The sequence below is a fragment of the Actinomadura verrucosospora genome (assembly GCF_039540335.1).
Classification (GTDB): Bacteria; Actinomycetota; Actinomycetes; order Streptosporangiales; family Streptosporangiaceae; genus Spirillospora; species Spirillospora verrucosospora.
In genome coordinates, this window is sequence record NZ_BAABEV010000007.1 from 76821 (window position 1) to 103458 (window position 26638).

General features: G+C 73.6%; 29 protein-coding genes. 17 read left to right on the plus strand and 12 right to left on the minus strand.

Features of this window, described 5'->3' with window-relative positions; all coding sequences use genetic code 11:
• Positions 1-298: 298 nt before the first annotated feature.
• Together ABD944_RS10565 and ABD944_RS10570 are read right to left on the minus strand one after the other, a co-directional pair.
• Positions 299-2353 (minus strand): MMPL family transporter, encoded by a 2055-nt coding sequence (locus ABD944_RS10565; protein WP_345174859.1) that lies wholly within the window; start codon positions 2351-2353, stop codon positions 299-301.
• 116 nt (positions 2354-2469) lie between these two features.
• Positions 2470-3030, minus strand: coding sequence for an ArsR/SmtB family transcription factor (locus tag ABD944_RS10570; RefSeq protein ID WP_345174860.1), 561 nt, complete (start codon positions 3028-3030; stop codon positions 2470-2472).
• A gap of 210 nt (positions 3031-3240) precedes the next feature.
• Between ABD944_RS10570 and ABD944_RS10575 the strand changes: the two genes are divergently transcribed.
• The 9 genes from ABD944_RS10575 to ABD944_RS10615 all read left to right on the plus strand — a co-directional run bounded on the left by ABD944_RS10575 (position 3241) and on the right by ABD944_RS10615 (position 11214).
• Complete coding sequence (locus ABD944_RS10575) at positions 3241-3687, plus strand: hypothetical protein (RefSeq protein ID WP_345174862.1); 447 nt, start codon at positions 3241-3243, stop codon at positions 3685-3687.
• Positions 3688-3775: 88 nt separating this feature from the next.
• Positions 3776-4120: an NADH-quinone oxidoreductase subunit A gene (locus ABD944_RS10580; RefSeq protein ID WP_345174863.1), complete on the plus strand. Its 345-nt coding sequence runs from the start codon at positions 3776-3778 to the stop codon at positions 4118-4120.
• Positions 4111-4989, plus strand: coding sequence for a hypothetical protein (locus ABD944_RS10585; RefSeq protein ID WP_345174865.1), 879 nt, complete (start codon positions 4111-4113; stop codon positions 4987-4989). The genes ABD944_RS10580 and ABD944_RS10585 overlap by 10 nt, the downstream gene beginning before the upstream one ends.
• The gene (locus tag ABD944_RS10590) at positions 4982-5845 is read left to right on the plus strand and encodes a complex I subunit 1 family protein (protein WP_345174868.1); all 864 of its coding nucleotides are present in this window, start codon (positions 4982-4984) and stop codon (positions 5843-5845) included. Before ABD944_RS10585 ends, ABD944_RS10590 begins: the two co-directional genes overlap by 8 nt.
• Complete coding sequence (locus ABD944_RS10595) at positions 5842-6381, plus strand: NADH-quinone oxidoreductase subunit J (protein WP_345174870.1); 540 nt, start codon at positions 5842-5844, stop codon at positions 6379-6381. Before ABD944_RS10590 ends, ABD944_RS10595 begins: the two co-directional genes overlap by 4 nt.
• On the plus strand, positions 6378-6683 hold the full coding sequence (gene nuoK / locus ABD944_RS10600; RefSeq protein WP_345174871.1) for an NADH-quinone oxidoreductase subunit NuoK: 306 nt from the start codon (positions 6378-6380) through the stop codon (positions 6681-6683). Before ABD944_RS10595 ends, nuoK begins: the two co-directional genes overlap by 4 nt.
• A 40-nt stretch (positions 6684-6723) precedes the next feature.
• Positions 6724-8361 carry a proton-conducting transporter transmembrane domain-containing protein gene (locus ABD944_RS10605; RefSeq protein WP_345174873.1) on the plus strand — a complete coding sequence of 546 codons (1638 nt, stop codon included), beginning with the start codon at positions 6724-6726 and terminating at the stop codon, positions 8359-8361.
• Positions 8362-8365: 4 nt separating this feature from the next.
• Positions 8366-9847, plus strand: a complete 1482-nt coding sequence (locus ABD944_RS10610; RefSeq protein ID WP_345174876.1) for a complex I subunit 4 family protein — start codon at positions 8366-8368, stop codon at positions 9845-9847.
• Complete coding sequence (locus ABD944_RS10615; RefSeq protein ID WP_345174877.1) at positions 9847-11214, plus strand: NADH-quinone oxidoreductase subunit N; 1368 nt, start codon at positions 9847-9849, stop codon at positions 11212-11214. Before ABD944_RS10610 ends, ABD944_RS10615 begins: the two co-directional genes overlap by 1 nt.
• Here ABD944_RS10615 and ABD944_RS10620 read toward each other — a convergent pair.
• Entirely contained in the window at positions 11211-12344 is a 1134-nt protein-coding gene (locus ABD944_RS10620) for a glycoside hydrolase family 113 protein (RefSeq protein ID WP_345174879.1), read from the minus strand. The genes ABD944_RS10615 and ABD944_RS10620 overlap by 4 nt on opposite strands.
• Before the next feature lie 122 nt (positions 12345-12466).
• Positions 12467-12874 (minus strand): NUDIX hydrolase, encoded by a 408-nt coding sequence (locus ABD944_RS10625; RefSeq protein ID WP_345174880.1) that lies wholly within the window; start codon positions 12872-12874, stop codon positions 12467-12469.
• A 73-nt stretch (positions 12875-12947) separates the two neighbouring features.
• Here ABD944_RS10625 and ABD944_RS10630 point away from each other — a divergent pair, with 73 nt between their 5' ends.
• Positions 12948-13907, plus strand: a complete 960-nt coding sequence (locus ABD944_RS10630; protein WP_345174881.1) for a LysR family transcriptional regulator — start codon at positions 12948-12950, stop codon at positions 13905-13907.
• On the opposite strand, the gene ABD944_RS10635 is transcribed toward ABD944_RS10630, so the two are convergent.
• The 5 genes from ABD944_RS10635 to ABD944_RS10655 all read right to left on the minus strand — a co-directional run bounded on the left by ABD944_RS10635 (position 13904) and on the right by ABD944_RS10655 (position 17519).
• Entirely contained in the window at positions 13904-15136 is a 1233-nt protein-coding gene (locus ABD944_RS10635) for an NAD(P)-binding domain-containing protein (protein WP_345174883.1), read from the minus strand. The two genes, ABD944_RS10630 and ABD944_RS10635, sit on opposite strands and share 4 nt — an antisense overlap.
• A 94-nt stretch (positions 15137-15230) precedes the next feature.
• Positions 15231-15533, minus strand: coding sequence for a DUF202 domain-containing protein (locus ABD944_RS10640; protein ID WP_345174884.1), 303 nt, complete (start codon positions 15531-15533; stop codon positions 15231-15233).
• A complete protein-coding gene (locus tag ABD944_RS10645; protein ID WP_345174885.1) occupies positions 15530-15922 on the minus strand; it encodes a YidH family protein in 393 nt (130 codons plus the stop codon). Before ABD944_RS10645 ends, ABD944_RS10640 begins: the two co-directional genes overlap by 4 nt.
• A 96-nt stretch (positions 15923-16018) precedes the next feature.
• Positions 16019-16696 (minus strand): MerR family transcriptional regulator, encoded by a 678-nt coding sequence (locus ABD944_RS10650; protein ID WP_345174886.1) that lies wholly within the window; start codon positions 16694-16696, stop codon positions 16019-16021.
• 103 nt (positions 16697-16799) lie between these two features.
• Positions 16800-17519, minus strand: a complete 720-nt coding sequence (locus ABD944_RS10655) for an IclR family transcriptional regulator (RefSeq protein WP_345174887.1) — start codon at positions 17517-17519, stop codon at positions 16800-16802.
• Between the two features lie 136 nt (positions 17520-17655).
• Here ABD944_RS10655 and leuC point away from each other — a divergent pair, with 136 nt between their 5' ends.
• From leuC to ABD944_RS10675, 4 genes are all read left to right on the plus strand, one after another.
• Positions 17656-19107, plus strand: coding sequence for a 3-isopropylmalate dehydratase large subunit (gene leuC, locus ABD944_RS10660; RefSeq protein WP_345174889.1), 1452 nt, complete (start codon positions 17656-17658; stop codon positions 19105-19107).
• A 9-nt stretch (positions 19108-19116) separates the two neighbouring features.
• Positions 19117-19704 (plus strand): 3-isopropylmalate dehydratase small subunit, encoded by a 588-nt coding sequence (gene leuD / locus ABD944_RS10665; RefSeq protein WP_345174892.1) that lies wholly within the window; start codon positions 19117-19119, stop codon positions 19702-19704.
• 158 nt (positions 19705-19862) lie between these two features.
• Entirely contained in the window at positions 19863-20096 is a 234-nt protein-coding gene (locus ABD944_RS42620; RefSeq protein WP_179843372.1) for an SCO5555 family protein, read from the plus strand.
• Between the two features lie 158 nt (positions 20097-20254).
• Positions 20255-20533 (plus strand): HU family DNA-binding protein, encoded by a 279-nt coding sequence (locus ABD944_RS10675; RefSeq protein ID WP_021598708.1) that lies wholly within the window; start codon positions 20255-20257, stop codon positions 20531-20533.
• Positions 20534-20639: 106 nt separating this feature from the next.
• On the opposite strand, the gene ABD944_RS10680 is transcribed toward ABD944_RS10675, so the two are convergent.
• The gene (locus ABD944_RS10680) at positions 20640-20852 is read right to left on the minus strand and encodes a hypothetical protein (protein ID WP_345174895.1); all 213 of its coding nucleotides are present in this window, start codon (positions 20850-20852) and stop codon (positions 20640-20642) included.
• Positions 20853-20862: 10 nt separating this feature from the next.
• Positions 20863-21519, minus strand: a complete 657-nt coding sequence (cofC, locus tag ABD944_RS10685) for a 2-phospho-L-lactate guanylyltransferase (RefSeq protein WP_345174897.1) — start codon at positions 21517-21519, stop codon at positions 20863-20865.
• Positions 21520-21624: 105 nt separating this feature from the next.
• On the opposite strand from cofC, the gene ABD944_RS10690 reads away from it, so the two are divergent.
• The 3 genes from ABD944_RS10690 (at position 21625) to ABD944_RS10700 (ending at position 24748) form a co-directional block, all read left to right on the plus strand.
• Positions 21625-22545 carry a lysophospholipid acyltransferase family protein gene (locus ABD944_RS10690; RefSeq protein ID WP_345174899.1) on the plus strand — a complete coding sequence of 307 codons (921 nt, stop codon included), beginning with the start codon at positions 21625-21627 and terminating at the stop codon, positions 22543-22545.
• Between the two features lie 17 nt (positions 22546-22562).
• Complete coding sequence (locus ABD944_RS10695) at positions 22563-23552, plus strand: NAD(P)H-dependent glycerol-3-phosphate dehydrogenase (RefSeq protein WP_345175213.1); 990 nt, start codon at positions 22563-22565, stop codon at positions 23550-23552.
• A 71-nt stretch (positions 23553-23623) separates the two neighbouring features.
• On the plus strand, positions 23624-24748 hold the full coding sequence (locus tag ABD944_RS10700) for a D-alanine--D-alanine ligase family protein (RefSeq protein ID WP_345174900.1): 1125 nt from the start codon (positions 23624-23626) through the stop codon (positions 24746-24748).
• On the opposite strand, the gene ABD944_RS10705 is transcribed toward ABD944_RS10700, so the two are convergent.
• A complete protein-coding gene (locus tag ABD944_RS10705; RefSeq protein ID WP_345174901.1) occupies positions 24745-26613 on the minus strand; it encodes a beta-propeller domain-containing protein in 1869 nt (622 codons plus the stop codon). The genes ABD944_RS10700 and ABD944_RS10705 overlap by 4 nt on opposite strands.
• Positions 26614-26638 lie beyond the last annotated feature (25 nt).

Genomic DNA, 26638 nt, shown 5'->3' on the forward strand with positions numbered 1-26638 from the left:
ATCACGATCACGTCTCCCTGGAAGGGGTATTCATGCGGGAATCCTCTCCTGACCTTGCGCGTTACCTGCCATCATGTGCCGTTGTCAGGGTGTGGCGGAAGGAGTGCGTGGGCTCTCTTCGGTGAGGCGATTCGCGGGTGCATGAAAGTCGTGTTTGTCGTGATCGTTGGAATGAATAATGCTCTTGATAATGGATTCCGTGAGCTGTTGAGAGCTGGAACGTTTGGTTAGGCTTCCCTATGTTCGAAGAAGGTGCGGGCCCTCGGGCACGATCGGTCACCGAGAGCCCGCGCGCAATTCACGCCAATTTCGCGTTGATCAGCTCGGCCGGCGGGCCGGTGGGGGACGGGGCTTCCGGCCTGCGGGCGGGCCACCAGAAGCGGTGTCCCGCGTCGAGGGCCAGGGCGGGGACGATGACGGAGCGGACGAAGAAGGTGTCCAGCAGCACCCCGAGGGACACCAGGACGCCGATCTGCACCATCATCGTGATCGGCATGACGCCGAGGACGCCGAACGTGGCCGCCAGGACGAGTCCGGCGCTGGAGATGACGCCGCCGGTGACGCCGAGGCCGCGCAGGACGCCCGCGCGGTGCCCCGAGCGGGCGGCCTCCTCCCGGATCCGGGAGACGAGGAACAGGTTGTAGTCCACGCCGAGCGCCACCATGAACAGGAACCCCATGAGAGCGACCTGGATGTCCAGGGCGGGGAAGCCGAACCCGTACCGGAACAGAAGCCAGGCGGCGCCCAGTGCGGCGAAGTAGGACGCGACGACCGTGGCGACCACCAGGAGGGGTGCGACGATTGCGCGGAGCAGCGCCATCAGGATGAGCAGGACGACCCCCAGCACCAGCGGGATCACCACCCGCCGGTCGTGGGACTGCGCGTCGGCGAGGTCGATCAGCCGCGCGGTGCTCGCCCCGAAGTCCGCCTCCGGGATCGCGTCCCGCAACGCGCGGACCGTGCCCTTCGCCGCCTCGCCGTCCGGCGGGTCGGTGAGGACGACGTCGAACTTGGTCAGGCGTCCGTCCGTCGAGCGCTCCGGCGTCCCGACGCGGGCGACCCCGGGGGAGGCGCGGAGGGCGGCGGCCACGGTGTCCGGTTCGTCGGTGACGACCTGGAGCGGGCGTCCCTGGCCGCCGGGGTAGTGCTGCGCCAGCAGCCGTTCCCCGACCGCCGAACCGGGCGTCGTGGTGAGGAAGTGGGCGCGGTCGAGGCCCGTGCTGATGCCGAGGCAGCCCGCCGCGAGGGCGGCGAGCACCGCCAGCCCGCCCACCCAGACCAGCCGGGGGCGTGCGGCGACGCCGGCGCCGATGCGGTCCCACAGGCCGCGTGCGGGCGGGGCGTCGCCGTGGCGGGGGATGCGGGGCCAGAACACCCAGCGGCCGAGGATCACAAGAAGGGCGGGCAGCAGCGACATGACGACGACCAGGCCGCCGAGCACGCCGATGGCGCCGATGGGCCCGAGCGCGTAGTTGAACCCCATGCGCGCGGCGAGCAGGCACAGCAGGCCGAGCGAGACCGTCGCGGCGGACGCGGCGATCGGGGCGGCGGAGCGGCGCAGCGCGGCGGACATCGCGTCGTGGCGGTCGGGATGGCGGCGCAGCTCCTCCCGGTAGCGGGCGAGCAGGAGCAGCGCGTAGTCGGTCGAGATGCCGAACACCAGCGCGTTCAGGATGGTGGCCGTCCCGTCCGCGACGTAGAGGCCGGCGTGCTCGCCGAGGAGGTAGACCACGGCGCCCGTCGTCTGGAGTGCGATCGCCGCGTTCACGATCGGCAGCAGCCACAGGATCGGGCTGCGGTAGGTGAGCAGCAGGGCCAGGGCGACCAGGACGACCGTGGCGATCAGGACGGGTTTGTCGACCTTCTTGAAGGCGTCGCCCACGTCCAGCGCGGATCCGGCGGGGCCTGTCAGCCTGACCTCGAGTCCGGGCGGGGTGCCCCGAGCCGCCTGGTCGCGAAGCTTTCCGGCCTTGTCGGCGAGGGCGCCTTCGCCCCGCAGCGGGACGGTCAGCATCAGTGCCCTGCCGTCGCGGGACGGGACGGGCGCCGCGATCGGGGCGGCCGCGACCGGGGCGAGGGCGCGGCGGTCGGCGTAGGCCTTCGCGCGGTCCGCGCCGGTGACGCCCGACGGCCGGACGTAGACGAGGATGCCCGGTGCGATGTCGCCGTCCGCGAACCGGTCCGCCAGCTCGTCGACCCTCGTGGACTGGGCGCCGCGCGGGAGTTCGGCGGTCGAGTCGGCCTGCACGACGTCCGGCAGCCGGCTCGCCAGCGGCACGGCCACCGCCGTGACCGCGACCCAGAAGGCCAGGACCGCCCATTTCAGCAGGCGCCGTTTGCGTGAGAGCAGCATAAGGTGCTCTCCTTTCGTTCGGGGGTTCGCGTTGCGTGGAAACACGCCGGTCGGCGTGGTGATGCGGGCTTCCGCCCGTCCGGGCCGGCGAGCGGCAACTCGGCGGCCCGGACCTCTCAGACCTCCGGGAACGCCAGGAACCTGGCGTGGAGGGTGCGCGCGTCCGGTGGCGGATCGTCGTCCGCGCGCTTGTAGCGGTAGAGGAGCGCGATGTACTCCTCGAAGAAGGGACGCACCTGCTCCGGCGTCAGCGTGAGGGTGGAGAACGAGAAGAGCAGGGCGTCCGCCCACGGGCCCATCCCGTCGCGTTCCCGCAGGTAGCGGTCCAGCATCTCCATCTCGTTCGCGAACTCCCGGCGGGTCAGCTCCTCCACCGCCTCGCGCATCCCCGGCGACTGCTCGCTGTAGGGGGGCAGCCGCCGGTCGCCGGGCACCGCCCGCCACCAGCGCTCCCGCCCGCGTGCCAGCTCGGGGACCTCCTCCACGAATCCGTGCCTGGCGAGCTGCCGCAGGTGGTAGCTCGTCGCGCCGGTGCTCTCGCCCAGCTCGCGGGCGAGGGTCGTGGACGAGACGGGCCCGCGCCGCATGATCTCGGCGATCCTCCTCCGCAGCGGGTGCGCGAGCAGCCGCACCCGCTGCGGGTCGGTGATCGTCTCCGGGGCCGGCTGTTCCTTCATGCCCGCGACGTTAGATGTTGCAAAGAGTCTTTGCAAGGGCTCTTTGTAAACTTCGCCGGGCAGGAGGCGCCGCCGCGACCTGGGAGGGAGGCGCCGCCTGCCCCCTCGGGTAGCGGCGCGCCACGACCGTTCCTGTCGTGGGGCATGTCCTTGGCTGACGGATGAGGGTGTGGTCAACTTAAATCGTTGGCGATGGGGGAGTGGGAGCGAATGCAGCGTCATGTGGACGAGGTGCCGCCGGGAGCGTCGCTCGCCGAGAAGGTCGAGTGGCTGATCCAGAACCTCTGGCCGGCGGACGCGGAGCCGCCGCGCAACAACGTGGAGACGGCCGCGGCCATCGCGCACGCCACCGGTGAGGACATCTCGTCCACCACCGTGTGGAAGCTGCGCACCGGGCGGCAGGAGAACCCGCAGTTGAAGACCCTGACGGCGCTCGCCACGTTCTTCGGCGTGCCGATCGGCTACTTCGGGTTCGCCGGGGAGTCCGAGCCCATCGGCGAGGACCTCACGCTGAAGGCGCTGCGCCGGGACGTCGAGCAGGGCATCATCCGGCCCGAGGTGCTGCGCGCCCTGGTCGACCTGTCCCCGGAGGCGCGCTGGGTCGTGGACGAGATGATCCTCGCCGCCGCCGAGGCCGACCGCGTGCGCCATGCCTGAGTCCGCGCGGGCTGCGCCGGGCGATGTTTCGGCGGGGAGCTGATCAGGTAGAGGGCGACTAGCACGTCACCCGCACCCCGGAGGGGCAATGTCGTCGTCCGCCGCCGTCCTCTCGGTTCTCGGGCTGGTGGCCGCCCTGGTCGCCGGGGTCTACGCCGTCTCGTTCGCGGCGGCGCCCCGCGGGTTCGAGAGCGGGCCGTTCCTGTCGGGGGCGCGCCCGGCCGAGCACGCGGTGTCGCGGTACCACGTGCGCTGGTACACGGTGTCGATGGTCTTCCTGGCCTTCGACATGGAGATGGTCTTCATGTTCCCGTGGGCGCTCGTCGTCGCGTCGATCGGCGCCAAGGCGGTCGTCGAGATGTTCCTCTTCCTGGCGCTGCTGCTGGTCGGGGTCCTCTACGCGTGGCGGGAGGGGGCGTTCCGGTGGGCCTGAGACGGTCCCTGGGGCTCGGACGGCTCGCCGCGCGGCGCCCGTTCGTCGTCTCGGCCGCGGACGGGACGCGCGACCGGCTCGCGGTCGAGCGCGCGCTGCGCGGACGCCGGTGGCGCCCCGCCCTGTCGCCAGCGGAGACCGGGATGCTCGTGGTGTGCGGGAACCCCGGACCCGCGCTGGCCGAGGCCATCGACGTGGTCTGGCGGGACATGCCCGAGCCGCGCGTGCGCGTCTCTGCGACCGATCTGGAAGGCGTCGCCGGAGGCCCGCGTCCCGCCCTCGACCTGGACGCGGACATGGCCGGCCGGGCCGACGACAGGGACGGCCTGAAGCTGGACGTCCTGCACGTGCCGCTAGGGCCTGTGCTGTCGTACTGGCCGGCAGGGCTGCGCGTCGATCTGACCCTGCAGGGCGACGTCGTCCAGGAAGCCGAGGTCACCGCCGTCGACAGCGGCGGCGGGACGTTCTGGACGCGGGAACGCCAGGCCGCGTCCCGTCTCGACAGCCTGTCCCGGCTGCTGCACGTGGCGGGATGGGAGGCGGCCGGGGAGCGCGCCGCGGTGCTGCGGGACGACGCCCTGACCGGGGCCGCCGACGACGTGCTGGCGCGGCGGTTCGCACCGTTCGCCCGCCAGGTCGGACGGTCGCGCGCGCTGGCGTGGATGACGCGGGGCTTCGTGAAGGAGCGGCTGGACGGCTGGCTCCGCGACGTCGGCGCCGCCCTGGAAGGACGACCCGTCCAGCCGCGCGAGACCTGGGACGAGGCGGCGGCCGTCCTGCCGGTGCTGCTGAGGGGAGCGGAACTGGCCGCGGCCCGGTTGGCCGTCGCGAGCCTGGATCCCGATCTCGGGGCGGTCGCCGATGGTTGAGGTGCTGGTCCTCGGCGTCCTCGCGGTCGCGGCGGCGTCGTTCGGCGGCGCGCTCGCCGGACGTCCGGCCGAGCCGTTCCGCGAGGCCGCGCGGCTGCTGACGGTGCAGCGGCGCGTCACGGCCAGGGCGGACGTGCTGCTCACCAGGATCGGCGCGGTGTCGCTGCCGGTGGCGGCGGCCCTGGCGGCGCTGGTGGTGCCGTTCGGCGACCGCGTCGCGGCCGGGACGCGGATCGGCGTCGTCTGGTTCAACGCGATGGAGGTCGTCGCGTGGGGGTCGGTGTGGCTCGCGGGCTGGGGCGTCAACTCGGCGTTCGGGCTGGTGGGCGGGTACCGGTTCCTCGCGCAGGGGCTCGCCTACGAGCTGCCGCACATGTTCGCGCTCATCACCGCCGCGCTCGCCGCGCACTCGCTCGACCTGCGCGCCATCGGCCACGCGCAGGAGGGGCTGTGGTTCGCGGTCTGGATGCCGGTCGCGTTCGCCGTCTACCTGGTCTCGGCGGCGGCGATGGCGTTCTGGGGGCCGTTCGACCATCCCCTCGGCGCCGACGTGGCCGGGGGCGTCCTGGCCGAACTGTCCGGTCCCGACCGGCTCGTCTTCCTGGCGGGACGCTACGGGCTGCTGGCGGCGGCCTCGGCCGTCGCCGTCCCGCTGTTCCTCGGCGGCGGCTCGGGGCCGCTGCTGCCGGCGTGGCTGTGGTCGCTGGTGAAGGCGTGCGCCGTCCTGGCGCTGCTGGTCTGGACGCGGCGGCGCATCCCGGTGCTGCGCATGGACCGCGCCATGACCGCGGCGTGGGCGGTCCTGATCCCGGCCTCGGTCCTGCAGATGCTCGTCGTCGCGATCGTCGTGGTGTGAGGGGGACCGTGGAGGCCGTCGCGTTCTGGGTGCTGGCCGTCGCCGCCGTCGGCGCGGGCGTCGCCGTGTTCGCCGTCGACTCGATGGCGCGGGCGACGTTCGCGCTCCTGGCCTCGTTCCTGTGCGTCGGCGGCGAGCTGCTGCTGATCGACCTGCACTACCTCGGCGTCCTGATCGTCCTCATGATGATCATGGAGATGCTGGTGATGGCCGTCTTCATGGTCATGTACATGATGAACCCGGCCGGGCTGATGCCGATGACGATGCTGCACAACCGGCGGGGCGCGTTCGCCATCTCCGGCGCCGCCTTCGCCGCGCTGGCCGCCGGGGTGTTCGCCGTCCCGTGGCCCGAGCGCGCGGGGCGCCCGCCGCGCGACCCCACGGTGGCGCTCGGCGAGGCGATCATGGGACCGAAGATGCTGGTCATGATGGTGATCGGCGCCGCCATCCTGGCCACCATGATCGCGACGGTGGTGCTGGCCGCGCACCGGGGCCGCTACGACGGGGGCCGCGACGGCGGGGAGGGGGCGCGATGACGCTGGAGGCGTTCCTGCTGCTCGCCTCCGCGCTGTTCTGCGTGGGGCTCTTCGGGGCGCTGTCGCAGCAGTCGATCGTGATGCTGATGATGGGCCTCGAACTCATGATCAACGGGATCGTGGTCGCCGCGGCGGCGTTCTGGTTCTGGGTGTCGCCCGGCGCGGCGGACGGGCAGGTGCTGGTCCTCGTCGCGATCACGGTGATGGCGCTGGAGATGGCGATGGGGTTCGCCGTCGTCACCGCCCTGTTCCGGGCCCGCGACGTGGACGTGACCGACGACGCGGGGGACCTCAGGGGATGAGCGGATCGCGCGGGGCCGTCCGCTCGCGGGGAGCGCGCGGATGACGTTCCTGCCCGGCTGGCCGGGCGGGCTCGCGGTGGACGGGCTGTCCGCCGTCCTGCTCGTGACGCTCGCGGCCGTCCTGGCGGCGGTCCTCGTCTTCGCGGCGGGGGAGGGGCGCGGCGCCCGCTTCTTCGGCCTGATGCTGCTGTTCGCCGCGGCGATGGCCGTCACGGTGACGGCGACCGACCTGGTCCTGCTGCTGATGGGCTGGGAGGTCATGGGCGCGATGTCGTACGCGCTCATCGGGTACGAGTGGTGGGACGAGCGACGGGTCAGGTCGGCGGGCGTCGCGTTCCTGATGACCCGGGCCGCCGACATGGGCCTCTACGCGGCGGCCGGGTTCGCGATCGCCGGGGCCCACTCCCTCCGGCTCGACGACCTCGCAGCGTCCGGCGCCCCCTGGCGGGACCTCGTCGCGGCCGGACTGGTGGTGTCGGCGCTCGGGAAGTCGGCGCAACTCCCGTTCTCCTTCTGGCTGTCGCGCGCCATGGACGGCCCGAGCCCGGTGTCGGCGCTCCTGCACTCGGCCACGATGGTCGCCGCAGGCGCCTACCTGCTGATACGCGTGCATCCGCTGCTGGCCGCGACCGGCTGGGCCGCCACGCTGGTGACCTGGGCCGGGGCCGTGACCGCCCTGGTCCTGGGCGCCGTCGCGCTCGCGCAGCGCGACCTCAAGCAGCTCCTCGCCGCGTCCACATGCGCGCAGATCGGCTTCATGGTGCTCGGAGCCGGTGCCGGCGCGCTCAGCGGCGGCACGGCGCACCTCGTCGCGCACGCGGCGGTGAAGAGCCTCCTGTTCCTCTGCGCGGGCGTGTGGCTGGGCGTGCTCGGGACGCAGCGGTTGGACGCGTTGCAGGGCGCGGCACGGCGGCATCGGACGGTCGGCGCGGCGTTCGGAGCGGGCGCGCTCGCGCTGGCCGGCGTCCCGCCGCTGTCGCTGTGGGTCACCAAGGACGAGATCCTCGCGGGCTCCGGCGGCTCGCCGGCCCTTCTCGCGGTGGGGCTCGCGGCGGCGGTCCTGTCGGCGGCGTATGCCGCGAAGGCCCTGCTCGCCGCGTTCCGTCTGGTGGCCGGAGACGGGGCGGTCCGGGTGCCGTTCGCGCAGCGGGCGCCGCTGGTCCCGCTCGCCGTCGCGGCGGCCTCGCTCGGGGCGCTCGGCCTGCCCCCGGTCGCGGACGCCTGGCGGCGGCTGCTCGGCATGCCGGACGAGAGCGGCCCCGGACCCTGGTCGTTCGCCCTCTCCGGTGTTCTGGCGGTGCTCACGGTGGGCGCGGTCGTGGCCGTCCGGCGGATCCCGGAGCCGGCGTGGGCGCTGCACTGGCTCTGGCTGGAGGACGCCGTCTCGGTCCTGGTGGTCCGTCCGTCGTTCGCCGCGGCCCGGGCCCTCGCACGATTCGACGACCGGGTCGTCGACGGCGCGGTCCGGGGCGTCGCGCGCGGCGTCCAGGCGACCGCCGGGCTGGCCGGGCGCCGCGTCGAGTTCCGGGTGGACGGCCTCGTCAACGCGGTCGGGCGCGCGGCGCGCGGGCTCGGCGCCCTGGCGCGGCGCCCGCAGACCGGGCAGGTCCACATGTACTACGCGCAGGCCGCCGTGGTGCTCGCGGTGCTCGTCGTCGTCGCCGTGCTGGCCGGGTGAGCCGATGCTGAACCTGGTGGTCTTCCTCCCGCTGGCGGTGGCGCTCGCGCTGCCCGCCGTCCCACGCCGCGCGGTCCCCTGGACGTGGATCGGCGTCAGCGTCCTGGACCTCGCGCTCGTCATCGGGATGTGGGCCGCGCACGGCACCCGCGGCGGGATCGCCTACGAGACCGACGTCCGGTGGATCCCGTCCGTCCGGGCCGGCTACCACGTCGGCGTGGACGGCCTGTCGCTGCCGCTGCTGGCCCTGACCGCCGTGCTGTTCGCCGCGTGCGCGGTGTACTCGCTGCGGCAGACCCACCGGGTGCGGGCCTTCGCGATCCTGTTCCTCTTCCTGGAGACCGTGTGCCTGGGCCTTTTCGCGGCCCTCGACCTGCTGCTGTTCTTCGTCTTCTTCGACCTGTCGATCGTCGGCATGTACTTCGTGATCCTGCTGTGGGGGCACGGCGACCGGACGCGGTCGGCGCTGGTGTTCTTCCTCTACACGTTCCTCGGATCGCTCGTCCTGCTGCTCGGGTTCATCGGCCTCTACCTGGGCGCCGACCCGCACACGTTCGACATGGTCGAACTGACCCGGAACCCGCCGCGGAGCGGCGGCCTGGCGGCGCTGACGCTCCTCGCCGTCGGGATCGGCCTCGGCGTCAAGACACCCGTCGTGCCCTTCCACACCTGGCTGCCGCCCGCCCACACCGACGCGCCCGCCGCGGGGTCGGCGATCCTCGCCGGCGTGATGCTGAAGATGGGCGTCTACGGGCTCGTCCGGATCGCGATGCCGATGCTGCCGGACGCCTGGCGGCGCTACGCCCTGGTCTTCCTGATCGTCGGGCTGGTCGGCGTCCTGTACGGGGCGCTGGTCGCACTGGCGCAGGACGACCTCAAGCGGCTCGTCGCCTACACGTCGGTCAACCACATGGGGTACATCGTCCTCGCACTGGGCGCGGCCGGATACGCCGCCGGCGACGCCGACGCGCGGCGGCTCGCCGTCACCGGCGCGGTCACGCAGATGGTCAGCCACGGCCTCATCACCGGCGCGCTGTTCCTGCTGTGCGGCGTCCTGTACGACCGGGCGGGCAGCTACGACCTCGGGCGGTTCGGCGGCATCGCGCGCGGCGCGCCCGTCTTCGCCGCGCTGACCGCGGTGGCCGCGTTCGCCTCGCTCGGGCTGCCGGGCCTGTCCGGGTTCGTCGCCGAGTTCCAGATCTTCGCCGGGACGATCGGGAGCGGCACGGCGGCGACGGCGGTCACCGGCGCCCTGGCCGTCCTCGGCATCCTCGTCACGGCGGCGCTGTTCCTGCGCGTCCTGCACCGCGCCGTGCTCGGCCCGCCCGGCGAGCTGAGCCCGCTCGTCACCGACGTGCGGCGCCCCGAACTGGCCGCGCTCGTCCCGCTGCTGGCGCTGTCGCTGGTGATCGGCGTCGCGCCGCGCTTCCTGCTCGACACGATCGAACCGCTGTCGGCCGCCGTCGTCGCGCTGGTGGGCCGCTGATGAACGAGAACCCCGCCGACCTCGCCCCCGAACTGTGCGTGCTGGCCGCCGCCGTGGCCGGGCTGATGGCGGGGATGTTCCTGCCCCGTGCGCGCCAGTGGCCGGTCCCGGTGGTCTGCTCGGCCGGGCTCGTCGCCGGCCTGGCCTTCGCGGGGGCCGCGGCGGCCCGTCCCGGCCTCATGGCGTTCGACTCCTTCTCCGTCGACGCGATCACGCACGTCACCCGGATCACCGTGCTCGGCTCGACGCTCGCCGTGGTCCTGCTCGCGGCCGGGCGGGTCCGCGGCCATCCGAGGGAGAGCGAGCACCACGTCCTGATCCTGCTCTCCGCACTCGGGACGATCATGCTCGGCGCCTCGTCCGACCTGCTCGTCCTCGTCGCCGCGTACCTGCTGGCGAGCATCCCCGCCTACGCGCTCGCCGGGTTCGGCAAGGACGCGCCCGGGACCGAGGCCGCGCTGAAGTACTACCTGATGGGAGCGCTGCTGGGCGTGCTCATGCTCGGCGGCGTGACGCTGCTGTCCGGCGTCGGGCGCGGCACCGCCTACCCGGTGCTGCGGACCGGGCTCGCCGGCGCGCCCCCGGCGGCGGTCGCGGCGGGCCTCGTCGCGCTCCTCGCCGGGCTCCTGTTCAAGGCGGGCGCCGTCCCGGGCCACTACTGGGTGCCGGACGTGACCGAGGGCGCCCCGCCCGCCGTCGCCGCGTACGTCACCACCGTCCCCAAGGTCGGCGCGTTCGCCGCCCTCTACCGCTTCGGCGCCGAGACCTCCCCGGACGGCTGGGCCGCCCTCCTCGCCGTGGTCGCGGCGGCGACGATGACGCTCGGCAACCTCGCCGCGTTCGGGCAGGACAACGTCCGGCGCCTGCTGGCGTACTCGACCGTGAGCCAGGCGGGCTACCTGCTCGTCCCGGTCGCGATGGCGGGACGGACCGATCTGGCCCGTCCCGCGCTGCTGTACTTCGTGGCCGCCTACGCGGTGACGAACCTCGGCGCCTTCGCGGTCGTGGTCGCCGCCGGCCGCGACGACCTGGCCGGATACACCGGGCTGCTGCGCGCCTCGCCGCTGCTCGGCCTGTCCCTCGTCGTCTGCCTGCTCGGCTTCGTCGGGACGCCGCCGACCGCCGTGTTCGTCGGGAAGGTCCTGATGTTCGGCGCGGCGCTGGACGGCGGTCACGCGTGGCTCGCGGCGGTCGCCGCCGTGAACACGGTCGCCAGCGTCTTCTACTACCTGCGCTGGATCGTCCCGCTGTTCCGGCGGCCGTCCCGCCCGCCGCCCCGGGCGCGCGGCGCCACCGCGCTCGCCGCTGCCGCCGCCCTGCTGTCCCTGGCCCTCGGCATCGCCGCCGGCGCCGCCCTCGCCGTCTAGGGGGCGTAGCGGTGGGCGAGGGTGCGGAACGCGAGCTTCGGCTCGAAGTGGCCGGTCTTCTCGTAGCCGAGTCCCGTCTCGGGCGGGAGCACCTTGACCAGGGAGAACCCGGCCATGTCGAGGTCCCTGGCGGGATCGGGAGAGTACGGGCCGTCGGGCTCGATGAAGTCGTAGACGAACGCGCCGTACACGCCCTCGGCCTCGTAGACGTCCAGGAGCTCTGAGATGTAGCGGGCCTGGGTCCGCTCGTCGCGGACGTAGCCCGGCGGGATGACGGGCGGGTCCTGCGACCAGTCGACGATGTCGAACCCGTCGCCGCCGCGCCTGTCCGCGCCCCGGTAGGTGCAGCATCCGAACTCGGTGATGACGACGGGCTTGCCGAACCGGTGCAGGGCCCGGACGTCCTGGACGTAGGTCGCCTCGTTCGTCTCGTCCCGGTACAGGTCGACGCCCACGACGTCGAAGCCGCGCCAGGCGACCTCCTCCCAGACGCCGGAGGTGTAGGTGAGGCGGCCGCCGAACAGCGGCCGGACGGTCCTGAGCGCCCGGCCGAGGAACGCGTTCAGCCGCTCGTTGTAGCCCTCGCCCGCCGGGGTCCCGAGGTTGGCGGCCCGCTCCCGCCAGTCCTTACCGGGCACCAGCCCCTCCATGAAGATCGTCAGCTCGCAGCCCACCGAGATGCCGACGCCGGCGTGGACGCGGCGGAGCCCCTCGGCCGCCTTGGCGACGCCGGTGAGGAACTTCAGCGTCGCCCGCGCGTCCCTGTCGAACTGCCGGGCCTCGAACCACACGAACATGCCCTCCTCCGCCGCGCAGCGGGCCGCGAGCATGAGGCGTCCCAGGTTCGAGCCGAGCAGGATGATCGCGTTGCAGTGCAGGTCGCGGCGGATCGCCCGGATCTCGCGCCGCACGTACGCGGGCTTCCACACCTCGCGCTCGGTGTCGTAGTTGACGCCGTGCTGCGGCAGCGGCCGCCTCCGGGCCGGCGCGGCCTGCGCGGTGCCGGTCGTCGGGGCAGAGGCGATCACCGCCGCCCCGGACACGGCGGCCGCCGCCGTCCCGGCGAGCACGGTCCTGCGGCTGATCTTCGCCGAAGGTCTCCGCTGTGCCGTCGGTCCCTGGTGTGACACGTCTGCTCCTCGCTGGTCGAGCCGCCCGCCACCGAGCCTTCCGGGGTCGGGCACGCCCGGGCAGCGGCCACCGGACCAGGCCCCGGCGACCAAAGTCGCCGGGGGCCGGGTCCGAAGGTCGATCAGGGGAGCAGGCCGTGCCGCTCGGCGAGGTCGAGGGCGGCCTGCGCGGCCGGCGCGAGCAGGTGCCGGTCGCCGCGCCCCACGTAGACGTACTCGTCCACCTCGCCGGCCGCCGCCATCGCGCCCCGGTACGCGGCGGTGAAGCAGGCCATGCGGACGTGGGCGAAGTCGGGCTGGTCGTGGGCGGGGGCCCGGATCACGCCCAGTTCCCGGAAGGACGCCCGGTCGAGCTCCAGATCCAGCTCTTCGCGGACCTCCCGGGACAGGGCCGACCAGTCGTCCTCGCCCGGCTCCCGTTTCCCTCCGGGCAGGTACAGCAGGTCGCGGCCCCGGGACCGGACGGCGAGCATCCGGCCGTCCGACACCTGGATCCACGCGACGACGTCGAGATCTTCCACGGCGGTCATTCTCCTCCAGGCCGCGCGGCGGCGCGCGGGGAGGCGGCGCCGTGCGGGCAGCAGCGGGCCGTATGCTCCGGGAGTGCGTGCCGAAGCCCTCGATCCCGTCCTGCTGCGGACCTTCGTCGCCGTCGCCGACCTGGGCTCCTTCACCGCCGCCGCGGCCGCGGAGGGCTACACGCAGTCGGCCGTCTCGCGGCAGATCGCGGCGCTGGAGGACGTCTGCGGAGTGGAGCTGTTCGCGCGCGGCGCCCGGGGCGTGCGGCCGACGCCCGCCGGGGAGTACCTCCTCCCGCACGCGCGCGCCCTCCTCGACCGGCTCGCCGACACGGCCCGCGCCCTCGACGGGCTGCGCCGGCTCGACACCGGGACCCTGCGGCTCGGCGCGTTCCCCACCGCCAACGCCGTGCTCGTCCCCCGCGCGCTCGCCCGGTTCCGGGCCCGGCACCCGGGCGTCCGGCCGCTGCTGCGCGAGGGCACCACCGAGCGCCTGCTGCCGATGCTGGAGGCGGGGGATCTCGACATGGCCCTGGTCAGCACCCACAAGGTCCCCTCGATCGCCGCCGACGACCTGGTGACCCTGCTGGACGACGCGCTGCTCGTCGCGCTGCCGTCCGGCCACCGGCTCGCCGCGCGCGAACGCGTCCCGCTCGCGGAACTGGCCGACGAGCCGTGGATCGTCGCCGACGACCCGGAGGCGATCGCGGCGCTGCGCGCCCGGTGCGAGGCGGCCGGGTTCGTGCCGCAGACGCCGCTGCGGGTCGCCGAGTGGATCTCCAAGCTGGGGCTGGTCGCCGAGGGGTTCGGCGTCACGCTCGTCCCGGCCGTGGCCGCCTCCGCCCTGGCGCGGGACGGCGTCGTGCTCCGCGCCGTGACGTCCGGCCGCCCCCGCCGCGCCGTCTACGCGGCGGTGGGGCGGCACGCGCGCCGGTCCCCGGCCGTCACCGCCTTCCTCGCGGACCTGCGGGACGTGGCCGCGGAGCTGCGGTCCGAGGGCGGGCCCGGAATCTCGCGGGGCGCGGCGGGGAGGCCCCGGACCTAGGGGACGACCGCGACGATCTCCACCTCCAGCAGGGCGTCGGGGTGGAAGAGACGGGACACCTCGACGGTCGTGCTGGTGGGCGGCGGGCCGGTGAAGTACCGCCGGCGGACGTCGCCGTACTCCCGCAGCCGGTCCAGGTCGGTGACGAACGTCCGGATGTTGACCACGTCGCCGAAGCCCGCCCCGTGGGCGGCGAGGATCCGCTCCAGCAGCGACATGATCACCTCCGACTGGCGGGTCATGTCGCCGGGCTTGTCGATCTCGCCGTCCGCGCCGAGCGCGATCTGCCCCGACACGTACAGCATCGGGCCCTGCGTCACGTACGCGGTGTGGGAGTAGGCCGGGTTCGGCGGGGCCGGGACGGTCTCGGGGTTGGCGAGCGTCACGCGCATGGGCGGAGTCCTCCTGATGTGGTCGGTGAGAGCGACGAGGTCGTGACCGCCGAGCCCGGCGGCGAGCGCGGCGTCCGTCCGGGCGCGGACGGTGGGCAGGACGCCCGCGGGCGGGGAGCCGTCGAGGGCGAGGCCGAGGTCCTTGGCCGCCAACGCGAGCGTGAAGCGCGGCGAGTCGCCGTCGGCGTGCTCCTTGAGGCGGCGGGCCTGGGGGCTGGTGCGCGCCAGCGCGTCCAGGGCGAGGCCCGGGTCGACGCCGAGCCGGTCGGCCAGGGCCAGCACCTCGCCGAGTACGGCGAAGTTCCCGACGAGCGCGCTGTTGACCACCAGCTTGAGCGCGGCCCCCGAGCCGGGCGGGCCGACGTGCCGCACGTCCCCGAGGGCGGCGAGGACGCCGGCGCAGCGGGCGAGGTCCTCCGGCCCGGCGCCCGCGAGGATCACGAGCTCGCCCGCCTCCGCCTGCGGGACGCTGCCGGAGACCGGCGCGTCGACGTACCCGATCCCCTCCGGGAGCCGGCTCCGGACGCGGTGGACGGCGTCCGGGCCGATCGTCGACATGTCGGCGATCACGGCGCCGGGCGGCAGGGCCGGGGCGGCGCCGTCCGGGCCGAACAGCACGTCGTCGACGGCGGCCGCGTCGGTGAGCATCGTGACGACCAGCTCGCGGTCCCGCGCCGCCTCGGCGGGCGTGCCGCGGACGGCGGCGCCCGCCTCCGCGAGCGGGGCGGCCCGGGAGGGCGTGCGGTTCCAGACGGTCAGGTCGTGCCCGGCGGCGATGAGGCGCCGGGCCATCGGGACGCCCATGCGTCCCAGTCCGAGAAAGGCGATTCGTGTCATGGCGCGTCCGACGTTAGACGTCGCGCACTCATGTCACCAGCGAAGACTTCGCACGCCAGTCATGCGCGACGCGCATGGCTCGCTGGGACGCGCCTCAGAAGGCGAAGGCGGCGGCGACGCCCGCCAGCAGGATGGCCAGACCGGTCGTGATCAGGATCGAGACCGGGTCGGCCGCGCCCGCCCCGGTGGGCAGGGCGCGCCGGGCGTGGAAGCTCCTGCGGGTGCGGCGCAGCATGAGCGCGGCCCCGCCGCACACGACCGACGCGGCGAGGATGGTGCCCGGGGCCGAGGGGGCCAGGCGCACGCACAGCAGGCCCGCGCCGATCAGGGCCAGGGTGGTGCGGGACCAGGCCAGCGCCGTCCGCTCCGGCTGCGCGCCGGGGTCCCGGAGCCTCACCGGGTGATCAGCAGCGCGATCAGCAGGACGATCGCGGCGCCCGCCAGCCCGTAGGAGATGACCGGGGCCAGCGCGGGCGGCGGCAGCGTCTCGGCGCGCCGCAGCGCGCGCTCGGTGCGCAGCCACCGGCGGAACGCCAGCGCCGCGACCAGGGCGCCGCCCGCGGCAAAGCCGACCGCGAGCACCTGCCGCAGCGGCGAATCGATCAGGTCGCCCGCCAGGGCGAGGCCGATGCCGCCCGCGATCAGTGCCAGAGCCGTGCGGATCCAGGCCAGGAACGTGCGCTCGTTGGCCATGGTGAAGCGCGGATCGGGGTCGTCGCCCTCGGCGAGCAGGCGGTCGGTCCACCTGCCGCCGGAGGAGGAGCCCGGAGGCGTCGTCGCGGTCATCGCCTTTCATATTAGGCGAAGAAAGTGAAAGCCCTAAAACGGGGGCGTGAATGGCAATTCCGACCGTCTATCCCGGAAAAGCCTGGTGGGACCGGGTCAGGGCGGCGGAGCGGGGTCCGGCCGGGGGGAGGCGCGCGGGGCGGGCACGGTGCGGCCGAAGCGGCGCGCCGAGGCGTCCTCCTGGGCCAGCCGGTGCAGGGACGCGAGGACCTGTTCGTAGAGGACGGTCGACACCAGCAGCGAATGGACGGTCCGGGCCCGCGGGGCGCCCTCCGCGACCCGTCCGATCTCGTGCTCGGCGACCTCGGCGGCGGCCTTCACGTAGGGGCGCAGGTCCTTGAGGGTGATCGGGAAGCCGAGGCGGCGCAGCGCCACGAACGCGTGCGCCAGCAGGTCGCGGGCGGGGGCGCGGTCGCCGACCTGCCAGCCGAGCTCGCGGACGATGGCGTCGACGTCCTCGCGGGCGGCCCGCCAGTGCGGGTCGTGCGGCGCGGCGGCGTGCGGGCCGACGGCGTGCTGGGCGGTGGCGAACAGCTCGTGCATGCCGACCCGGTCGTCCTCGACGGCCTCGATGACCTCCTGGATCGCCGAGATCGGCATGTCGCCCACCTCGCGCAGCGCGCTGATCAGCCGGAGCCGCTCCAGATGCCGCCCGTCGTACTCCGAGCGCGTGGCGCTGACCGTCGAGCCCTTCGGCAGCAGGCCCTCCCGGATGTAGAACTTGATCGTCTGGACCGTCAGCCCGCTGCGGTCGCTGAGCTCGGAGATCTGCACGTTGCACCCCCTTTACCGAAGGCAACGGTAGCGAGGTCGGGGGCGCGGAGACCGGCACACTCCCAGGTCCGTCCGGCTTGTGGCGGTTCGCCCCACGGCCGGATCAGGACGCGGTGCGGCGCATGCCTTCGGAGATCTTCTCGGCGGCGGCGGCGACGGGCGCGGCGTGCAGGCGCCCGGGGGAGCGGGTGAGGCGTTCGAGGGGACCGGACACCGAGACGGCCGCGATCACCCGTCCGGCGGCGCCGCGGATGGGGGCCGAGACGGAGCCGACGCCCTGCTCCCGCTCGCCGACGCTCTGCGCCCACCCCCGGCGCCGCACGGACGCCAGCGTCGTGGCCTCGAACTTGGCGCCGCGCAGCCCGCGGTGCAGCCGGTCGGGCTCCTCCCACGCGAGCAGGATCTGCGCGGCGGACCCCGCCGTCATCGGCAGCGCGGCGCCGACCGGGATGGTGTCGCGCAGGCCGCTGGTGCGCTCGGCGGCGGCCACGCAGACCCGCACGTCCCCCTGGCGGCGGAACAGCGACGCGCTCTCGCCGGTGTGGTCGCGCAGCTGGGCCAGGATGGGCTGCGCGATCGCGAGCAGGCGGTCCTCGCCCGCGGCGACCGCGAGCTCCGCCAGCCGCGGCCCGAGGATGAAGCGCCCCTGCGCGTCGCGGTGGACGAGGCGGTGGTGCTCCAGCGCGACGGCCAGCCGGTGGGCGGTGGGGCGGGCCAGCCCCGTCGTCTGGACGAGCTGGGCGAGCGAGGCCGGACCGGCCTCCAGCGCGTTCATCACGAGCACCGCTTTGTCAAGTACGCCGACTCCGCTAGAGTTGTCCATGCATTGATATTGCCGTCTCGTAATTTGAGATGCAAATCGAGGTGGCCGGGACCGCCCGAGCGACCGGGCCGGCGGCGCGCCGCCGGCCGGCACGACGACCAGCACAGCCGACGATCAGCACAGGTGAGGTGGAGTGATGGGCCGAACACTGGCCGAGAAGGTGTACGACGCGCACGTCGTACGGCACGCCGAGGGCGAGCCCGACCTCCTCTACATCGACCTGCACCTGGTCCACGAGGTCACGAGCCCGCAGGCGTTCGACGGGCTGCGGATGGCGGGCCGCCAGGTCCGCCGCCCGGACCTGACGATCGCCACCGAGGACCACAACGTCCCGACCACGGACCTGCTCAAGCCGATCGCCGACCCGGTGTCGCGCACCCAGGTCGAGACGCTGCGCAAGAACTGCTCCGACTTCGGGATCCGGCTCCACCCGATGGGCGACGAGGGCCAGGGCATCGTGCACGTCATCGGCCCGCAGCTGGGCCTGACCCAGCCGGGGATGACCGTCGTGTGCGGCGACTCGCACACCTCCACCCACGGCGCGTTCGGCGCCCTCGCCTTCGGGATCGGCACCAGCGAGGTCGAGCACGTCCTCGCCACGCAGACGCTGCCGCAGATCCGCCCGAAGACGATGGCCGTCACGGTCGAGGGCGCGCTGCCCGAGGGCGTGACCGCCAAGGACCTGATCCTCGCGATCATCGCACGGATCGGCACCGGCGGCGGTCAGGGCCACATCGTAGAGTACCGGGGCGAGGCCGTCCGGTCGCTGTCGATGGAGGGCCGCATGACGGTCTGCAACATGTCCATCGAGGCCGGCGCCCGCGCCGGGATGATCGCCCCGGACGAGACGACCTTCGCCTACCTCAAGGACCGCCCGCACGCCCCGCGGGGCGAGGACTGGGACCGCGCCGTCGAGTACTGGACGTCCCTGCGCACCGACGACGACGCGGTCTTCGACCGGGAGGTCGTGATCGACGCCGCCGAGCTGACCCCGTTCGTCACGTGGGGGACGAACCCGGGCCAGGGCCTGCCGCTCGGCGAGTCCGTGCCCGACCCCGCGTCTTTCGACGACCCCGTCCAGCGCCAGTCCGCCGAGCGCGCCCTGGAGTACATGGGCCTGACCGCCGGGACGCCGCTGCGCGACATCGCGGTCGACACCGTCTTCGTCGGCTCCTGCACCAACGGCCGGATCGAGGACCTGCGCGCCGTCGCGGGCGTGCTGGAGGGACGCAAGGTCGCCGACGGCGTCCGGATGCTGGTCGTCCCCGGCTCCATGAAGGTCAAGAAGCAGGCCGAGGAGGAGGGGCTGGACGCCGTCATCTCGGCCTCCGGCGCCGAGTGGCGCGAGGCCGGCTGCTCGATGTGCCTGGCGATGAACCCCGACAAGCTCGCGCCCGGCGAGCGCAGCGCCTCCACGTCCAACCGCAACTTCGAGGGCCGGCAGGGACCGGGCGGCCGCACCCACCTGGTGTCGCCCGCCGTCGCCGCCGCCACCGCCGTGACCGGGCATCTGGCCGCCCCCGCTGACCTCGGCGCAGCCGCCGGGGGGTCTGGGGGGTCGTCCCCCCAGAATGACGCCGACCTCTAAGGAAGCACGATGGAAGCGTTCACCACCTACACCGGGCGCGCGGTGCCGCTGCGCCGCAGCAACGTCGACACCGACCAGATCATCCCGGCCGTCTGGCTCAAGCAGGTCAGCCGCACCGGATTCGACAAGGGCCTGTTCTCGGCCTGGCGCGAGGACCCGGACTTCGTCCTGAACCAGCCGCGGTACCAGGGCGCGGGCATCCTGGTCGCCGGGCCCGACTTCGGCACCGGCTCGTCCCGGGAGCACGCCGTCTGGGCGCTGCAGCAGTACGGCTTCCGCGTCGTGATCGCGTCGCGCTTCGGCGACATCTTCCGCAACAACTCCACGAAGATGGGCCTGCTGCCGGTCGTCCTCACGGGCGAGCAGGTCGAGGCGCTGCAGAGCGCGGTCGAGAAGGACCCCGCCCTGGAGATCACCGTCGACCTGGGCGAGCGCGAGGTCCGCTGGGGCGCCGAGACCGCGACGTTCGAGATCGACGACTACACCCGCTGGCGGCTGATGGAGGGCCTGGACGACATCGGCCTCACGCTGCGCCACGCCGACGCCATCGCCGAGTTCGAGGCGGCCCGCACCGCCCTGCTCCCCACCACGGTGTAGCCCGTCCGAGATCCGCGACACGCCGCCCGTGGCGCCAGATACCTGGAAGTATCCGGCGTCACGGGCGCGCCCGAACGTACCCCGGGCGAGACGGTCGGCGCGGACGCGGGGAGAATCTCCCTGGTGTGCAACGACCGCCGACCGTTGGGGGACTCCAAGTGAGCACGGCCCCGTGGACCGGGCCAGAGTGGGACGATCCGACGTTGACGCAGCTCGCACGACAGTTGCGTGACGCTCATCGCGCCGTGGCACCGCTCCCGCCACAGGACCGGCAGCGGCTCATCCGGCACCTTCTGGCGATCACCGATCTGGCGAAACGGGACGCCGAACTGGCCGCCCGCAGGCTGGACGCGTTCCTCGCCGATTTCCAAGAGGGGCCCGACGTCGGTTAGCGTGCGCAGTGGCCGGATCCGGTCCGGTCACCGGGCGAGACGGGGGCGAGACCGACAAAAACGCCAGCGACACGCCATCGTTTGCGTGAAGGTGATTGTGTCCATGGTGAGGGTCCCTTAGTTTCGTTCGGGCAAGGGGGGAACTAGAGGAGTAACCCATGAACAAGCGTGAGCTGGTCGACGCCATCTCTGACCGGCTGGGCAGCAAGAAGGCCGCAGCCGAGGCGGTCGACGCCATCCTGGAGGCGATCCAGAACGCGGTCGCCAAGGGCGACAAGGTCGCGATCACCGGGTTCGGTTCGTTCGAGAAGGCCGACCGGCCTGCCCGCACGGCCCGCAACCCCGCAACGGGCAAGACCATCGAGGTTCCCGCGACGTCCGTGCCGAAGTTCAAGGCGGGCGCCGACTTCAAGAACCTGGTGGCCGGCAAGAAGTAGTGCCTCACCGCGTCAGCGCCCGGGACCGCATGGTTCCGGGCGCTGCCGCGTTTCCGGGCTCGTCCGGCCGCGCTCCTCCGGGACGTGCTCGTCCGGGACCGCCCGCTCAGGCGGGCGGTGCGGGAAGCGGGAAGGTCGACAGCGTCACCACCGAGATCCGCTCGCCGTCCAGCGCGAGGTTCACCCGCTGGCCGAAGCGCAGCAGCCGCAGGCCGCCCGCCGCGAACGCCTCGGCGTCGAAGGGCAGTTCCGTCCCGTCGTCGAGGAGCACGCTCCCCGAGCGGGTCCGCGCGTCGAACGCCTTCACCGTCCCCTGCATGCCCCCGACTCTAGGCCAACGAGGGCAGCCGGGAGGCGACGGCCGTGGTGCGGGGACCGGCGCCGAGCGCGAGCGCCGCGCGGAGGTCGTCCGGGGTGTCGACGTCGCGGCGTACGCTGTCGGTGCCGGGCAGGAGGATCTCCCGGGCGCCGCGGGCGCGGTGGGCGGTCCGCGAGCCGCCGCCGAACGCGGGGGAGAACGGGACGCCCGGGCGGGCCGTGTAGAGGGTCGTGCCGACGCCGGCCGCGTCCGGCACGAACGCCTCGGGCGCGGCGCTCGCGGCGTCCAGGACGCGAGCGAGTTCAAGAGGTCGCAAAGCGGGCAAGTCGGCTGAAAGCGCCCCGACGCCGGCGTCGGCGGCCAGCTCCCGGCCGCGGCCGGCGCCGTAGACGAGGGCCGGGTTCAGGCCGGCATCCGGGACGTCCGGAACGATCCGGGCGCCGAGGGCGGCGAGCTCGGCCGCCGGAAGGGGATCGTCGGTGACTACGATCACGTCGCGGACCCGGTCGCAGCGCAGCGCGGCGGCGACCGTGTCGGCCGCGACCGCGAGCGCCAGGGCCTCCCGGTGCGGTCCCGCCGCGGCCGACATGCGGGTCTTGGCCTTGGCGAGGACCTTGACGGGGACGACGAGCGACCACCGGAGCGGCGGCTTCCCGTGCGCTCGCACGGGGGGTGCTGGTGTAGACATGGCAACTCGACACTATGCGCCCGCAACCGCGACACTTGAGGACACCCCAGGTTCACCTGCGGGCCGGATCGAGGGAGGGGCGGGATGAGCGGAGCGAAGCAGGGGGTCGCCCCCTCGCAGGAGGAGGGACGCCCGGGCCACCGCTACTCGCCGGGGTGGCGCAAGCTCACGATCGTCATCCTCCGGCCGCTGCTGTTCGGGCTGCTCAAGCGCGACTGGCGCGGCCGCGGCAACGTCCCGAGGAAGGGCGGCGTGATCATCGCCGCCAACCACATCTCCGAGTCCGACCCGCTCGCGCTCGCCCACTTCGTCTACGAGTCGGGCCGCTACCCCGTCTACCTGGCCAAGTCCACGCTGTTCGGCGTGAGGTTCATCGGCGCGGTGCTGCGGGGCACCGGCCAGATCCCGGTCTACCGCGACAGCGCCGACGCCGCCCTGGCCCTCAGGGACGCCGAGAAGGCCCTCCTGGACGGGGAGTGCCTGATGTTCTACCCGGAGGGCAGTTGCACCCGCGACCCGGAGCTGTGGCCGATGACGGGGCAGACGGGCGCCGCGCGGATGGCGCTGCAGACCGGCGCCAAGGTCGTCCCGGTCGCGAGCTGGGGCGCGCACGAGCTGATGCCGTACAAGAAGGGCGAGCAGAAGGGCCTGGCGGGCAGCCTGAAGAAGGGCGTGCACCCGCTGCCCCGCAAGACGATGAGAGTGATCGCCGGGCCGCCCGTGGACCTGTCGCGGTACGCGGGCCTCCCGCTGGACCGCGACACCCTGCGCGCCGCCACCGACGACATCATGGCCGCGATCACCGCGCTGCTCGGCGAGCTGCGCGGCGAGGAGCCGCCTTCCGAGCCCTTCGACCACCACAGGGTCCTGGAGGAGCGCCGCCGCGCCGCCCAGGCCGAGGCGGACGCGGGCGCGGCCAAGGACGCGGTCCCCGAGCAGGCCGGACCGGCCGGGCCGGAGTCCGGCGGGCAGCGCGCGGCCGAACCGAAGGCGGCCGACTCGTGACCTTCCGTACCGCGGTGATGGGCTCCGGCTCCTGGGGCACCACGTTCGCGATGATGCTGCACGACGCCGGCGGCGAGGTCACCCTCTGGGGACGCCGCCCCGAGGTGGTCGAGGGCATCAACGAACGGCACGAGAACACCGACTACCTGCCGGGCGTCCCGCTCCCCGAGGGCATTCGCGCCACCCTGGACCCGGCGGAGGCCCTGCGCGGCGCCGACTTCGTCGCGCTCGCCGTCCCCGCGCAGACGCTCCGGCACAACCTCGGCGGCTGGGTCTCCCTGCTGCCGCGCGAGGCCGTCCTGGTCAGCCTGATGAAGGGCGTCGAGCTCGGCACCACCCGGCGGATGTCGGAGGTGATCCGCGAGGTCGCCGACGTCCCGCAGGAGCGCGTCGCCGTCTTCAGCGGCCCGAACGTGGCGCGCGAGATCGCCACCGGCGAGCCCAGCGCCGCCGTCGCCGCGTGCGTGGACGAGGACGCCGCGCGCGGCCTGCAGGCCGCCACGATGACGTCCTACTTCCGCGTCTACACCTCCACGGACGTGATCGGCGTCGAGCTGGGCGGCGCGGTGAAGAACGTCGTCGCCCTGTGCGTCGGGATGTCGGTCGGGCTCGGGTTCGGCTCCAACACCCAGGCGCTGCTGATGACCCGCGGGCTGGCCGAGATCGCGCGGCTGGGCGCCGCCCTCGGCGCCGACGAGCACACCTTCGCGGGCCTCGCCGGGATGGGCGACCTCGTCGCCTCCTGCGTCTCGCCGCTCGCGCGCAACCGGACGTTCGGCGAGAACCTCGGCCGCGGCATGACCCTGGACGAGGTCATCGCCGTCACCAAGCAGACCGCGGAGGGCGTGAAGTCGGCCGAGGCGGTGCTGGAGCTGGCGCGCAAGCACAACGTGGAGATGCCGATCACCGAGGCCGTCACCGCCGTGCTGCACCGCGGCATACCGATCAAGGAGGCGGCGATCTCGCTGATTTCGCGGTCTCCCAAGCCCGAGCGGTACGGGGTGTGACGGAATGGCAGCGCAGCGCGCCCGGTTCGCTCGTGGCCGACCCGTGCTGATCACCGGTAGGGTCGGGCGTCATGTCCCAGGTTTCTAGGATCCGCGTGGCGGTGGTGTTCGGCGGGCGCAGCTCCGAGCACGCGATCTCCTGCGTCACCGCCGGCGCCGTCATGGCCGCCATCGACCGGGACCGGTACGAGGTCGTGCCGATCGGCATCGCCCGCGACGGGCGCTGGGTGCTCCCGCCCGCGGACCTGAGCCTGGCGATCGAGGGCGGCCGGCTCCCGGAGGTGACCGGGGAGGGCGGCGTCCTCGCGCTGCCGTTCGACCCCGACAGCCGCGGCCTGATGGTGGTCCGGCCGGGCGAGGTGCCCGCGGCCCTCGGCGACGTCGACGTGGTCCTGCCGCTGCTGCACGGCCCCTACGGCGAGGACGGCACGATCCAGGGCCTGCTCGACCTCGCCGGCATCCGCTACGTCGGCGCCGGCGTGCTGGCCAGCGCGGTCGGCATGGACAAGGGGTTCATGAAGCTCGTGTGGCAGGCGCGCGGCCTGCCCGTCGGCCCGTACGTCCTGGTCGGCGACCGGGAGTGGCGGCGCGAGCGCAAGCGCAAGGTCGACGAGATCATCAGGGAGCTCGGCCTGGCCGACGGCACGCCGGTGTTCGTCAAGCCGGCCCGCGCCGGGTCGAGCATGGGCATCACCCGGGTCACCGACGAGGCCGGCCTGGAGGCCGCGGTCGACGCGGCCCGCGAGCACGACCCCAAGGTCATCGTGGAGGCCGCCGTCGAGGGCCGCGAGATCGAGTGCGGCGTCCTGCAGGGGGTGGACGACGGCCCCGCCGAGGCCAGCGTGCCCGCCGAGGTCCTGATGGGGGGCGGCCACGACTTCTACGACTTCGAGACGAAGTACCTCGACGGCTCCACCACCATGGCGATCCCGCCGGACCTGCCGCCCGCGGCGATCGAGGAGGTCCGCCGCATCGCCGTGCAGGCGTTCGACGCGCTCGACTGCGAGGGCCTCGCCCGGGTCGACTTCTTCCACACGCCCGACGGCCGCTGGATCCTCAACGAGATCAACACGATGCCCGGCTTCACCCCGGCGTCGGCGTTCCCGCAGATGTGGGCGGCCACGGGACTCGACTACCCGGCGCTGGTCGACCGGCTCATCCAGACGGCGCTCCAGCGCTCGACCGGGCTGCGCTAGCCGAAGGCGAGCCGGTCGCCGCCCTTGAGGGTGGCCGCGTCGACGGCGTGCGCGCCCGCGTCGGAGAACGTCCAGAGGGTGTCGCCGATGACGAGTGAGCGGCCGGCGCCGCCGCCGAAGTCCGGGCCCGGGGCCCGGACGGTTCCGAGCCTCGTGACGCCCGAACCGGTGACCCTGAGGGCGAGGGCCTCGGGCGGGCCGCCGTCCCGCCGCGTCACCGGCACGACGGTGAGACCGGTCTTCGGCCAGTACAGGAACGCGTGCGGTTCGAACTCCGCCTGGGAGGCCGCCCCGGGGAGCTTGTAGGCGTCCAGCCTGCGGGGGCCTGCGGAGACGTCGAAGAGCGACACCTGGAGACCGCTCGTCCGGCCGGAGGAGTCGGCGTCCTGCCCCACCCCAAGCAGCTTCCCGTCCGCCGTCGGATGCAGGTAGGCGGAATAGCCGTTGATCTTGAGTTCGCCGGTCGTCCTGGGGCGGCGGGGGTCCCTGAGATCGACGACGTACAGCGGGTCCGTCTGCCGGAACGTCACGACGTAGCCGGTGGCGCCGATGAACCGGACGGAGTGGATCCGCTCGCCCTTGCCGAGGCCGTCGAGCCGCCCGATCTGGTCGAGTCGCGCGCCGTGCTGGGCCAGGACGTACACCGAGCTCTGCGACGCCTGGCTGCCGGGTTCGTTCCGGCTGGTCGTCGCGGCCAGGCGGAGATTCCCCTCGTGCTCCGACATCGAGTACTGGTTGAGCAGGAACCCCTTGACCGAGCCTGAGGCCACATAGCGAGGAGGGCCGCCACCGCGGACGTCGAACTTGTAGACGTCCGTACGCGGCTCGACCGCCTTCTTGCGCGGCCACGCGAAGAGCTGTGGGGGAGTGCCGGTGATGTAGAGGCTTTTCCCGTTGCCGTAGACGGTCGAGCCGTCAGCGGCCACCGCGACCGGCCGCGGGTCGCCGAGGCCCTTCGCCAGGTCGAGCGTCAGCACGGTCAGCATCGAGGAACCCGCGGACGAGGACGGGCGGCTGACCTGGTCGCACGGCGTCCGGTACGTCGCCCCGCCCTCCACCTCGAAGGACGGGAGCCAGGCGTCCAGCGGGGCCTTCCACACGGCCTCCCGGTTCGCCGCCACGGCCTTCTTCTCGCCGTCGCCACCGGGGAAGTAGATGCGCGGAAGAGACCTCACCACAACGCGGACCGTGGAGCCGGTCTGCCGCGCGTCCAGGTAGTCGGCGCCGGACGTCATCGTCCCGGCGACCCTGGGCCTGCCGGCCAGATCGACCAGTGTGAGGCGCGTCGCCTGCGTCGACCCGGGCAGCGGTCGACCGGGTGCCGACCGGCCCGGTCCCGGCCCTTCGAAGGGCACGGCCATGGTCTGCCGCGTCAGCACGAGCACGCGGTCACCACTGAGCAGCAGCTCCCCGCTGTCGTAGCGGGTGCCGCCCGGGAGTTCCACCGTGTGCGCCACCTTGCGCGACACCGGGTCGATGACCTTGAGGCGTCCCCGGGCGAACACGACGATCCTGCGGCCGTCGGTCTTCACGAGATCGGGCTCGTCCGCATCCGGCTCGTGCGAGTTCGTGGTGGAGTGCTCCGGTGCGGGCGCGGGAGCCCCGGGGACCTTGTCCGCTTTCGACGCCTTCGCCAGCGCCTCCATGCCGCCGCCGCCCGGCACGCCGTCGAGCCCGTAAGGGCCGACCTTGTCCAGGGTGGCGCGGCGCAGCTCGTCGAGGAGCGCGTCGCAGCGGCCATAGGCGACGAGCCGCACCGGCGGCGCCTGGGAGTCCCGGTCGTGGACCTGCCCTGACCTGGAGCACCCGGCGCTCCCGGCCAGCAGGAGCGTCGTCGCGACCGGGAGGAGGATACGACCACGCATGGACCTTGGACGCGCGCTCTCGCGG